Annotated in this window: 10 protein-coding genes and 1 tRNA gene; all 11 read left to right on the top strand. The window is 70.0% G+C overall.

Translation table 11 applies throughout. From position 1 onward, the window contains the following. The coding region (locus ACFPZL_RS05510; protein WP_382334839.1) for an aminotransferase class III-fold pyridoxal phosphate-dependent enzyme at window positions 1–1,536 on the top strand (1,536 nt) is incomplete at its 5' end. Between the two features lie 125 nt (window positions 1,537–1,661). Next, entirely contained in the window at window positions 1,662–3,005 is a 1,344-nt protein-coding gene (locus tag ACFPZL_RS05515) for an endonuclease/exonuclease/phosphatase family protein (protein ID WP_218113896.1), read from the top strand. A 73-nt stretch (window positions 3,006–3,078) separates the two neighbouring features. Next, window positions 3,079–3,160 (top strand) — tRNA-Leu (locus tag ACFPZL_RS05520). Window positions 3,161–3,186: 26 nt separating this feature from the next. Continuing rightward, window positions 3,187–4,251, top strand: coding sequence for a 3-isopropylmalate dehydrogenase (locus ACFPZL_RS05525; protein WP_218113897.1), 1,065 nt, complete (start codon window positions 3,187–3,189; stop codon window positions 4,249–4,251). Window positions 4,252–4,286: 35 nt separating this feature from the next. Further along, entirely contained in the window at window positions 4,287–5,405 is a 1,119-nt protein-coding gene (locus ACFPZL_RS05530) for a branched-chain amino acid aminotransferase (RefSeq protein ID WP_218113898.1), read from the top strand. 5 nt (window positions 5,406–5,410) lie between these two features. Next, window positions 5,411–6,199 carry a fumarylacetoacetate hydrolase family protein gene (locus ACFPZL_RS05535; RefSeq protein WP_218113899.1) on the top strand — a complete coding sequence of 263 codons (789 nt, stop codon included), beginning with the start codon at window positions 5,411–5,413 and terminating at the stop codon, window positions 6,197–6,199. Window positions 6,200–6,283: 84 nt separating this feature from the next. Further along, window positions 6,284–7,627, top strand: coding sequence for a sigma-54-dependent transcriptional regulator family protein (locus ACFPZL_RS05540; RefSeq protein WP_218113900.1), 1,344 nt, complete (start codon window positions 6,284–6,286; stop codon window positions 7,625–7,627). 160 nt (window positions 7,628–7,787) lie between these two features. After that, window positions 7,788–9,311 (top strand): aldehyde dehydrogenase, encoded by a 1,524-nt coding sequence (adh, locus tag ACFPZL_RS05545; RefSeq protein WP_218113901.1) that lies wholly within the window; start codon window positions 7,788–7,790, stop codon window positions 9,309–9,311. 146 nt (window positions 9,312–9,457) lie between these two features. Next, window positions 9,458–9,970, top strand: a complete 513-nt coding sequence (locus tag ACFPZL_RS05550) for a DUF779 domain-containing protein (protein ID WP_218113902.1) — start codon at window positions 9,458–9,460, stop codon at window positions 9,968–9,970. Between the two features lie 70 nt (window positions 9,971–10,040). After that, a complete protein-coding gene (rlmN, locus tag ACFPZL_RS05555; RefSeq protein ID WP_218113903.1) occupies window positions 10,041–11,348 on the top strand; it encodes a 23S rRNA (adenine(2503)-C(2))-methyltransferase RlmN in 1,308 nt (435 codons plus the stop codon). 51 nt (window positions 11,349–11,399) lie between these two features. Beyond that, on the top strand, window positions 11,400–12,173 hold a 774-nt coding region (locus ACFPZL_RS05560; RefSeq protein WP_382334844.1), incomplete at its 3' end, for a LysR family transcriptional regulator.

Consider the following 12,173-nt stretch of genomic DNA (forward strand, 5'->3'; position numbering starts at 1 on the left):
GATCAGTACCTGATCGGCAATTTCATCCAGGATCAGTTCAGCGGCGTCGGCGTGCTCCCCGCCTCGGCGGCGGGCGAGGCGCGAGAGCTGATGGTCGGCCTGCGCCGATCCGACACGGGGCCCGAATCGGACGGGGTCGAATTCGTCTCCCCGGAGCGCGTGCCGGCCTGGGCTCGTCTCACCCACGATCCCGCCGGACTGCTCGGCCTGCCCCCGCTCGCTCAGCGCGACGAGGCCGCCGACGAGCGGCGCCGCCGCGAGCGGATCTTCGCGAGCGCGCAGGAGCGCTACTACGAGCAGCCGATGCAGATCGAGCGCGGCTGGCGGCACCACCTGATCGACACGACCGGGCGATCCTACGTCGACGTCGTGAACAACGTGACCGGGCTCGGCCACGGCCACCCGGGGGTCGCGGATGCCGTGAACCGCCAGATCCGGATCCTCAACACCAACTCGCGCTTCCTCTACCGGGAACTCGCCGAGTACAGCGAGCGGCTGCTCGCCCTGCTGCCCGAGGACTCCGCACTCGACACCGTGCTTCTCGTCAACAGCGGATCCGAGGCCGTGGACCTCGCGTTGCGGCTCGCCCAGGCGGCGACGGGACGCAAGACGGTCGTCGCCCTGCGCGAGGCCTACCACGGCTGGACGATGGCGAGCGACGCGGTGACGACGAGCGCCTACGACAACCCCTACGCGCTGGACAACCGGCCCGACTGGATCCACGTCGCCGACGTGCCCAACCGCTTCCGCGGCACCTATCGCGGCGAGGCCGGCGACGCGGCGATCGGCGCGAAGTACGCGGCCGACCTCGGCCGGGACCTCGACGCGCTCGCCGCAGCTGGGCGCGACGTCGCCGGCTTCATCTGCGAATCGGTGCTCGGCAACGCGGGCGGCGTGCTGCTGCCCGGCGGCTACCTCGCCGACGCCTACTCCCGGGTGCGCGCCGCGGGCGGGCTCTGCATCGCCGACGAGGTGCAGGTCGGCTTCGGTCGCATGGGCTCGAGCTTCTGGGGCTTCGAGCAGTCGGGGGTGCTCCCCGACATCATCACGATCGCGAAGCCCATGGGCAACGGCTTCCCGATCGGCGGGGTGATCACCACGAAGCGGATCGCCGATGCGCTCGCGAGCCAGGGCCAGTTCTTCTCCTCCGCGGGCGGCAACCCGCTCAGCTGCGTCGTCGGGCTCTCGGTGCTCGACGCGATGGAGGAGGAGCGCCTGCAGGAGAACGCCCGCGTCGTCGGCGGCCGGCTGGCCGAGGGCTTCCGCGCGCTGGCGGGGAAGCACGACCTCATCGGCCCGGTGCACGGAGAAGGGCTCTACCTGGGCGTCGAGCTGGTGCGGGATCACGCGACCATGGAGCCCGCGACGGCGGAGGCCTCGGCGATCTGCGAGCGGCTCAAGGAACTCGGCGTGATCGTGCTCACGACCTCGGAGCGCTCGAACGTGCTGAAGGTCAAGCCGCCGCTCTGCCTCACCGCCGAGAGCGCGGATTTCGTGATCGCACGGCTAGACGAGGTGCTCTCGACCGGATGGTAGTCGAAACGCGCCCGGAGGCCGCGGTGCATGGGTCGAATCCGGCCACCGGGCCCGCCCGCATCGCGGATGCTACGGTGGTCGGGTTGCATTCGACTCCCGGACAGGGTGAAAGGGGCGGTCGCCGCATGTCGTATCGAAGGGTTTCCGCGCCATTCGCGTTCACGCTCGCCGCGCTGCTGGCGGTCAGCAGCGCCGTCGGCATCGGCGGCGCGGCGGATGCCGGCACGCCGGCCGCGGCCGCGGGGTGCACGACCGGCAGCACCGTCGCCAAGCCGACGCTCAAGCAGCCGACGCTCACCTCGACCGGCAACGTGAGGATCTCGTGGACGCCGAGCGCCAGCTGCGTCACCGGGTTCAAGATCCACCTCGGCCTCGAGCACTTCGGTTCGAAGGGCGCCGTCGTGCTCTCCGCGAAGAAGGACGCGACCTCGATCGTGGTCTCGAAGGCGAACCTCAAGAAACTGCGCGCCCCGCTGGGATCCGGGCGGCATTTCACGGTGCGCATGCAGGCCGTGAACGGCTCGAAGAAGAGCGTGCTGACGGCGAGCCGGATCACGGCCGCAGGCCAGCCGAAGTCGAGCCGGAGCTCCGGTTCGGCGAAGGTGCTGGTGGCCTCGTACAACCTGGCGTTCACGCCCGAGCTCAGCTCGGGAACCCTGAAATCCCGCCGCCCGGGCGTCGCGAAGCAGATCGTGAAGTCGGGCGCCTCCGTCCTCGCGATCCAGGAGTCCGTTGTGATCGCGGGCCGCGACGACACCCAGCTCGGGTCCCTGACCACGCAGATCCGGAAGGCGCAGAAGAAGACGGGGAAGTCGGCGGCGTGGCGCTGGGTGCGCAGCACCCGGTACGCGGCGCCGGGCGTCTCGATGGGCGGCGACGGCACGCGGATCCTCTACAACAACAAGCAGGTGAAACTCCTCTCCGGATGCTCCGATACGACGGGCGGGAAGAAGTACTCCACGTCGTGCACGATCAAGCTGCCGCGGATCGGTGGAGCCGTCAACCAGCGGTGGGGCGCGATCGCTCGCTTCCAGGATCGGAAGACCGGGAAGAAGTTCTGGGTCGTCTCGGCGCACCTCGAGGTGCGCAAGGGGTCGAGCTACGACAAGAACCGCAGCGCCCAGCTGAAGAAGATCGTCAGCACGATCAATAAGAAGAACACGCGCGACGAGCCGGTGCTGCTGGCCGGCGACCTCAACCTCTCGCCCACCCGCGGCACCGACCTCAAGACGCTGAACTCCCGCCTGACGGCGAAGGGCTACGTCAACGCGATCACCGCCGATACCGCCTACAACCTCGAGTACCAGACGTACAATGGCTGGAAGAAGCCCGTCGTCATGAAGAGCGGCCACGCGGGGCGGATCGACCACATCTTCGCCCACGGGAACGTGCATCTGTCGACCTACAAGACCGTGCTGAGCTCGGCCTCGGATCATCACCTGATCAAGGCGGTGGCCTGGCTCAAGTAGGCGAGCCGGCGAGCGGCCGCGGTGCACGCGATGGCAGGAGAGCCGGGTCGGGATCACTAGACTGGAGTGGCTCGCGCGAGTGGCGGAATTGGCAGACGCGCTGGATTTAGGTTCCAGTGTCTTCGGACGTGGGGGTTCGAGTCCCCCTTCGCGCACGTTCACCACACCAGAAGGAGCCGCCGTGACCCGCACCATCAAGCTCGCCGTGATCCCCGGAGACGGGATCGGCCCCGAGGTGATCGCCGAGGCGAACCGCGTTCTCGACGCGGTGCTCGCGGGAGGCGACGCGGTGCTGGAGCGCACGGAGTTCTCCTTGGGCGCGGAGCGCTACCTGGCGACGGGGGAGACCCTGCCGGAGGCGGAGCAGGCCGCGATCGCCGAGCACGATGCGATCCTCTTCGGCGCCGTCGGCGGCGTGCCCGGGGATCCGCGTCTCAAGGCGGCGAACATCGAGCGCGGACTGCTGCTCAAGCTGCGCTTCGACTTCGACCACTACGTCAATCTGCGGCCCTGCGCGCTCTACCCGGGCGTCGAATCGACGCTGAAGGATCCGGGCGAGGTCGACTTCGTCGTCGTGCGCGAAGGCACGGAGGGCCCCTACGCGGGCAACGGCGGGCGCCTGCGCGCCGGCACCGCGGCGGAGGTGGCGACGGAGGTCTCGGTCAACACGGCCTACGGCATCGAGCGCGTCGTGCGCCACGCCTTCTCGCTCGCCGCCGCGCGCCCCAGGAAGAAGCTCACGTGGGTGCACAAGACGAACGTGCTCGTCCACTCGGGAGCGACCTGGCAGCGGATCGTCGAAGCGGTCGCGGCCGAGCACCCGGAGATCGCCGTCGACTACCTGCACGTCGACGCGGCCACCATCTTCATGGTGCAGGACCCGTCGCGCTTCGACGTCATCGTGACTGATAACCTGTTCGGAGACATCCTCACGGACCTGGCCGGCGCTATCGGCGGCGGTATCGGTCTTGCAGCCAGCGGCAACATCAATCCCGACGGCACCTTCCCGAGCATGTTCGAGCCCGTGCACGGCTCTGCGCCCGACATCGCTGGGCAGCAGCTCGCGGACCCGACCGCGGCGATCCTCTCCGCGGCCATCATGCTCGACCACCTGGGCTTCGACGGCGATGCCGAGCGCGTGCGCTCGGCCGTACGCGCCGACCTCGCCGCCCGCGGCGGCGCGAAGCGCTCCACCGCCGATATCGGCGCGGCCGTCATCGCGCAGCTCCCGCCGCGCGCGGCCTGATCCCTCATCCTCCACGCAATCCCGAAAGCACCGCAATGACCGAGCTGCACTTCACCCTGACCGAGGCGGACCGCCTGCCCGAGGCCGAGCGCGAGACCATCCTCGCGAACCCGGGCTTCGGCAACCACTTCACCGATCACATGGTCTCGATCACGTGGACCCAGGAGGAGGGGTGGCACGATGCCGCCGTCCTGCCGTACGGGCCCATCCCCATGGATCCCGCGTCATCGGTGCTGCACTACGGGCAGGAGATCTTCGAAGGGCTCAAGGCCTATCGGCGCGAGGACGGCTCGATCGTCGCGTTCCGCCCCGAGGAGAACGGCCGCCGCCTGAACGCGAGCGCCCGTCGGCTGGCGCTCCCCGAGCTTCCCGTCGACCTCTTCGTGGAGGGGGTGCGGCAGTTGGTCACGATCGACGCGGAGTGGGTGCCTTCGGGCGAGGATCAGACCCTCTACCTGCGCCCGTTCATGATCGCCGATGAGAGCTTCCTCGGGGTGCGCGCCGCGCAGCGCGCCCGCTTCCTCGTGATCGCCAGCCCGGCGGGGGCCTACTTCACGGGTGGTGTCAAGCCGGTCTCGATCTGGCTCTCCCGGGATCTCGCCCGAGCGGGGCGCGGCGGCACCGGGGCGGCGAAGTGCGGCGGCAACTACGCGTCGTCGCTCCTGCCGACTCGGATCGCTGCCGAGCACGGCTGCGCCCAGGTCCTGTTCTGCGACTCCGCCACCGAGGACACCATCGACGAGCTCGGCGGCATGAACCTGTTCCTCGTGCAGGCCGGAGCCGACGGCGCGCCCCGCGCGCTGCTCACGCCGCGGATCAACGGCAACATCCTCGACGGCATCACCCGCAAGAGCCTGATCCGGCTCGCGGAGGATCGCGGCCTCGCCGTCGAGGAGCGGGACATCACCGTGACCGAGTGGCGCGAGGGCGTCGCCGACGGATCGATCGTGGAAGCATTCGCCTGCGGCACCGCCGCGGTGATCACGCCGATCCGGCGGCTCCTCGGCGAGGATGGCCTGTCGATCGATTTCGGCGAGGAGAACAGTCCGGGCGAGCTCACGATGTCGCTCCGCGAGGAGCTCACCGGCATCCAGTACGGCGTCCGCGAGGATCGCCACGGCTGGCTCAGCGTGATGGTGACCGCGGGGGCCTGACCGGGATGAAGGTCGCGCGCTTCCAGTTCGAGGGGGAGATCTCCTACGGGATCCTCGATGCGGCAGAGGGGACGGGCGAGGTCGAGCTCGTCGAACTCGCGGGCGATCCTCTCCTCGGCGGATACGAGACGACGGGCCGCCGGCTGCCGCTCGCCCGGGTCCGTCTGCTGGCCCCGGTGATTCCGCGCTCGAAGGTCGTCGCCGTCGGCAAGAACTACGCCGACCACGTCGCCGAGATGCGGGACGTCACCGGAGGGCGAGCGACGGCGGAGCCCCTGCTCTTCCTGAAGCCGAACACGTCCGTGATCGGTCCGGGCGAAGCCATCGTGCGGCCCGAGATCTCGGACCGGGTGGAGCACGAGGGCGAGCTCGCCGTCGTGATCGGCGTCGTCGCGAAGGATGTGCCGGTCGAGCGCGCGCTGGAGGTCGTGTACGGGTTCACCTGCGCCAACGACGTCAGTGCGCGCGACCTGCAGGTGCGCGACGGGCAGTGGGCGCGGGCCAAGGGCTTCGACACGTTCTGCCCGCTCGGCCCGGTGATCGAGACGGATCTCGACCTGGCCGACGCCCGCATCGAGACGCGGGTCAACGGCGAGCTGCGCCAGCGCGGATCGACGGCGCAGCTGATCCACTCGATCCCGGAGATCGTGGCGCACGCGTCGCAGGCGTTCACGCTGCTGCCGGGCGACGTGATCCTCACCGGAACCCCGGCCGGCGTCGGCCCGCTCGAGGCCGGCGACACCGTCGAGGTGGAGGTCGCCGGCATCGGGATCCTCTCGAACCCGGTCGTCTGATCCCGTGATCAGCCTCCCGGCAGGTGCGACCCGGCGGTTGCCGGGGTAGGCTCGTCGGCACGGAGCCCCGACGAGGAGGCCGAAGTGGCGAACGGGTGGCAGGCGCTGCACCGCGGCGAGTCGATCAGCGAGCGACGGAGCCAGCTCGAACGCGCCCACGCCCGATTCGTCTCGAGCGCGGACGTCGCGGCGGATGTCGCGGAAGACGTCGAAGCGCGCCTGCGCTTCGCCCGGGATGCCGGCATGAGGTCCGTCGTGCTCGACTCGTGGCTGCGCTCCAGGGATCGCACCATCGACCCCGACCTCGTCCCCGACCGGCCGGTGCTCGGGCAGGACGAACTCGCCGAGTTGCGCCGCACCCACCCGGTGGGCCGCCTGCTGCCGCTGGTGCAGCGACTCCTCTCCGACGAGGCCGCGGAAGCGGGATTCATCGTCGCGGTCGGCGACGCCTCCGGCCGCCTGCTCTGGATCGACGGGGATCGACGCCTGCGCTCGCGCGCCGAGGAGATGGGCTTCCGCTCGGGCATGGACTGGTCGGAGTCCGCCGTAGGCACGAGCGCTCCGGGCAGTGCGATCGCCCTGGATCACTCGATCCAGGTGCTCGGCGCCGAGCACTACAGTCGTGCCGTGCACCAGTGGAGCTGCACCGCCGCGCCCGTGCACGATCCGCTCAGCGGCTCGATCCTCGGGGTGATCGACGTCACCGGCGGAGACGAGGCGGCCTCGCCCCACATCCTCCCGCTAGTCGAGGCGACCCTCGCCGCGGTCGAGGCGGAGTTGAAGCTCATCTCGCTGCGGGAGATGATCGAGCGGGAACAGCCGAAGCGCGTGTCTCGGCGGCCGCGCGCCCCGCAGGTGCCGCGGATCGTGGTGCTCGGCCGCGATCCGGCGATCCTCGAGAGCGCCTCGGGCTCCGCGGCCCTCGCCGGGCGCCACGCCGAGATCCTGCTCGCACTGGCGGCAGCGCCCCACGGGCTCAGCGCGGCCGTTCTCGCCGAGCAGGTCTACGGGGATCGCGCTCACGAACCTCGGCTGCGACCGGAGCTGGTGCGACTGCGGCGCTGGCTCGAGGAGCATCGCGTCGACTTCGACCTGGAATCGCGGCCGTACCGCCTGAGCACGGGGCTGCGGGTCGACGCGGTCGAGACGCTCGACGCCCTCGATCGCGGCGCGCACCGCCTCGCACTCGCCGCCTACGACGGCCCGGTGCTCCCGGCCTCGGCCTCGCCGGTGGTCGAGGAGCTCCGGAGCGAGGTCGACGCGACCCTGCGCGAGGCGATGCTGCAGTCCGCCGCGCCGGAGGTGCTCTACGACTACGCGGAGCGCTGGGGCGCGGAGGACCTCGAGATCTGGCGGACGCTGCTGCGCGTGCTGCCCCCGCTCTCGCCGAAGCGGGCGCGCGTGGTGGCGCGGCTCGAGGCGCGCTAGGCGGTCCGGGCCGAGCTGTAACGACGTTGCAACATCGCCGCAACGTCGCCGCAACCTTCGACGTCGTACTCTGCAGAGAACCCCAGCCGCTCGGACACCCGTCGGGTCGCGTCCGCTCGGTCGGGGAAAAACCAGACAACGACGTCGAAGGAGCATCGCAATGACCGTCTATGCAGCACCCGGCCAGCCCGATTCGCTGGTCTCGTTCAAGGGCAGGTACGAGCACTACATCGGGGGCGAATGGGTCGCTCCGGTGCGGGGTCAGTATTTCGAGAACGTCACCCCGGTGACGGGCAAGGTGTTCTGCGAGATCGCCAGGGGCACCGCCGAGGACATCGAGGCGGCGCTCGACGCCGCCCACGCCGCCGCACCGGCCTGGGGGCGGACGAGCCCGGCCGAGCGCGCGGTGATCCTGAACAAGATCGCCGATCGGATCGAGGCGAACCTCGAAGCGATCGCCGTGGCCGAAGCCTGGGACAACGGCAAGGCCGTGCGCGAGACCCTCAACGCCGACATTCCGCTCGCGATCGACCACTTCCGCTACTTCGCCGGAACCATCCGCGCGCAGGAGGGCGGCATCTCCCAGCTGGACGAGGACACCGTCGCGTACCACTTCCACGAGCCCCTCGGCGTGGTCGGGCAGATCATCCCCTGGAACTTCCCGATCCTCATGGCCACGTGGAAGCTCGCCCCCGCGCTCGCCGCCGGCAACGCCGTCGTGCTGAAGCCCGCCGAGCAGACGCCGGCGTCGATCCTGTTCCTCTTCGAGCTGATCGGCGACCTGCTGCCGGCCGGCGTGGTGAACATCGTCAACGGCTTCGGCGCCGAAGCCGGCGCCCCGCTCGCCTCGAACCCGCGTATCCGCAAGATCGCGTTCACGGGGGAGACGACCACCGGCCGCCTGATCATGCAGTACGCGTCGGAGAACATCATCCCGGTGACGCTGGAGCTCGGCGGCAAGAGCCCCAACATCTTCTTCGAGGACGTCATGCGCAACGACGACGCCTACTGGGACAAGGCGCAGGAGGGATTCACGATGTTCGCCCTCAACCAGGGCGAGGTCTGCACCTGCCCCTCGCGCGCGCTGATCCAGGAGTCGATCGCCGGCGACTTCCTCGACGCCGTCGTGGCGCGCACCGAGAAGATCGTGCGCGGCAATCCGCTCGACACCGACACGATGGTCGGGGCCCAGGCCTCCAACGACCAGTTCGAGAAGATCAAGTCGTATCTCGACATCGGCAAGCAGGAGGGAGCCCAGGTGCTCACCGGAGGCGACGTGCTCGATCTCGGCGGAGAGTTCTCGGGCGGCTTCTACATCCAGCCGACCGTGTTCCGGGGCGACAACTCGATGCGCATCTTCCAGGAGGAGATCTTCGGCCCGGTCGTCTCGGCGACGACCTTCACCGACTTCGACGACGCCATCCGCATCGCCAACGACACGCTCTACGGTCTCGGCGCGGGCGTATGGAGTCGCGACGGCAACACGGCGTACCGGGCCGGCCGCGCGATCGAGGCCGGCCGCGTGTGGGTGAACAACTACCACGCCTATCCGGCCCACGCGGCGTTCGGCGGTTACAAGTCGAGCGGCATCGGTCGCGAGAACCACAAGATGATGCTGGATCACTACCAGCAGACGAAGAACCTGCTGGTCAGCTACGCGGAGACCGCGCAGGGCTTCTTCTGAGCCGACGGCCCGACCCCGGACGCCGTGTCCCCCCTCGCGGCGTCCGGGCTCGGCGTCCGGGAGCGAGGCTTCCCGGGCGCCGGTCGTGAGACGGGCGTACGATGAGATGAGGGGAGCGGCGGGGTCGCCGCGGTGAGGAGGGCGAGATGTCCGATTCGAAACTGCAGGAACCGGTGGTGGGCGAGGCCTGCGACCTCGAGGCCGTGACCACGGCTCCCGCCGACGCCCCGGGCATCCCCGGCAGCGTGGAGGCGCGGCCGGAAGTGGAAGGCGAGTCGGTCAGCCGCCTGGCGTTCACCCCGGCGGCGATCGCGCTGATCGACCGGCTCTGGGAGATGCACGGCCCGCTCATGTTCCACCAGTCGGGCGGCTGCTGCGACGGCAGCGCGCCCATGTGCTACCGCGAGGGGCAGTTCCGCACGGGCGGGCAGGACGTCCTGCTCGGCACCCTCGAACTGCCGCCGCTCGCCGCGACGGGCGACGGTGCCGATCGCGCGGAGGGGGCTGCCCGCGAGATCGGCTTCTGGATGTCGCGCGAGCAGTTCGAGGTCTGGTCGCACACGCATCTGACGATCGACGCGGTACCGGGGCGAGGCGGCGGTTTCTCCCTGGAGGCGCCCGAAGGGCTGCGCTTCCTCATCCGCTCCCGTCTGCTCTGACGCGGTCGCGTCCACTGCACCGATCGCGTCCGCCCAGGCGGGCGAGCGGTCGACCTGCGAGAATACCGGTGTGGATCCCAACAAGCTGAATCACGACGCCGAGCCGCCGGGCGGCCGCGTGATCCCGACGCGCCCCCGCTCGGCAGAGCGCACGCGCCCCCAGACTCGCCCCCGCACGGAGGGGTGGAAGCAGCTGACCGGGCCGGACGGCAGGCCGACGCTGCAGTTCGCCTCACCCCGGGTGACGCAGCCGCCGGTGCACCTCGCCGACATGACGCTCGTCGAGCGCGAGGCGAAGATGGAGGAGCTCGGTCTGCCGAAGTTCCGGGGGAAGCAGCTCTCCGCGCACTACCTCGTCCACCACACGACGGATCCGGAACGGATGACCGACCTGCCGAAGGATCGCCGCGGCGAGATCGTCTCGGCCTTCCTCCCGCCGCTGCTGACGGAGGTCAAGCGCTTGACCACCGACGACGGGGCGACGGTCAAGTTCCTCTGGCGCCTGTTCGACGGTGCGCTCGTGGAGTCGGTGCTCATGCGCTACCCCGGCCGGATCACGCTGTGCGTGTCGAGCCAGTGCGGCTGCGGGATGAACTGCCCCTTCTGCGCCACCGGCCAGGCAGGGCTGACTCGGAACATGTCGACGGCGGAGATCCTCGATCAGATCGTCCAGGCGAACCGGGTGATCGCCGAGGGCGGCCTCGGTATCGGTCGGCAGGCCGGCAACGGGGCGGAGCCGGAACGCGTGAACAACATCGTCTTCATGGGGATGGGCGAGCCGCTCGCGAACTACAAGCGCGTGATGAACGCCGTGCGCAGGATGGTCGCGCCCGCTCCCGAAGGCCTCGGGATGAGCGCCCGGGGCATCACGGTGTCGACGGTGGGTCTCGCGCCGGCGATCCGGAAGCTGGCCGACGAGGAGATCCCGGTCACCTTCGCGCTCTCGCTGCACGCTCCCGACGACGAACTGCGCGACGAACTGATCCCGGTCAACAGCAGGTGGAAGGTCGACGAGGTGCTCGATGCGGCACGCGCCTACTTCGAGCGCACGGGTCGACGCGTCTCGATCGAGTACGCGCTCATCAAGGACATGAACGATCACGCCTGGCGGGCGGACCTGCTCGCAGAGAAGCTGAACCGTCGCGGCCGCGGCTGGGTGCACGTCAACCCGATCCCGCTGAACCCGACACCGGGTTCCGTGTGGACGCGATCCGAGCCGGGAGTTACCCGCGAGTTCGTCGACCGTCTGAACGCGGCGGGGATCCCGACGACCCTGCGGGACACGCGCGGCAAGGAGATCGACGGCGCCTGCGGTCAGCTGGTGGCGACGGAGCAGGACAAGCGGGAGGCGCAGAGCTTCGCGGACGCCGCTGTATAAGCAATCTGAATAGGATATGTGAAACACCTCCGCCGGTGTTATCGTATCGGCATGAGCAGCACACGCCACGCCGATCCGCTCGGAGCGATCGATTCGACCGAGCTGCGGATCCTGCACGCCCTCGCGACCACCGGCTCCCTCACCGCGGCGGCGGCGAGCCTCGGTCTGAGCCAGCCCGCTGTGAGCCAGCGGATCAAACGCGTCGAGACCCGGCTCGCCGTGCCGCTGATCGAACGGCAGGGGCGCGGGATCCGGCTCACGACCGCGGGCAACATCCTCGCCGATCACGGTCGAACCGTCGTCGCCGAGATCGACGCCGCTCTCGCAGCGATCGAGGATCTGCGCGGCGAGCGGGGCGGCACCCTGCGCATGGTAGCGTTCCCGTCGGCCTCGGCCACGATCATCCCCGCCGTCATGCGCCGGATGGCGCAAGAGGCCCCCGAAGTCGCACTGCAGTACCGTGAGGCCGAGCCGCCCGCCGCGATCGGGATGCTGCGCGACGGCGAGGTCGACTGCGCCCTGATCTTCGACTACGCCGGGGCGGCGGAGCTCCCCGCGGGCAGCGTCTTCACGCCGCTCTGGCGCGAGACGGTCAGCCTGGTGCTCTCGGACGACCGTGCCGAGGGGCTGGCGGTGGCGCGCCTCGGCGACTACGCCGCCGACCACTGGATCGCCGGCTGCGAGAAGTGCCGCGGTCACCTGCTCGCCGCCTCCGCCGAGTGCGGCTTCGAACCCGAGATCATCCAGGAGACCGACAACGTGCCGGCGATGCTGGCGATGGCCGCCGCCGGCGGAGCGGTGGCACTCGTGCCCGGCCTCGCGCTC

It is taken from the genome of Leucobacter soli (assembly GCF_042659205.1).
In the GTDB taxonomy this organism is placed as follows: Bacteria; Actinomycetota; Actinomycetes; order Actinomycetales; family Microbacteriaceae; genus Leucobacter; species Leucobacter soli.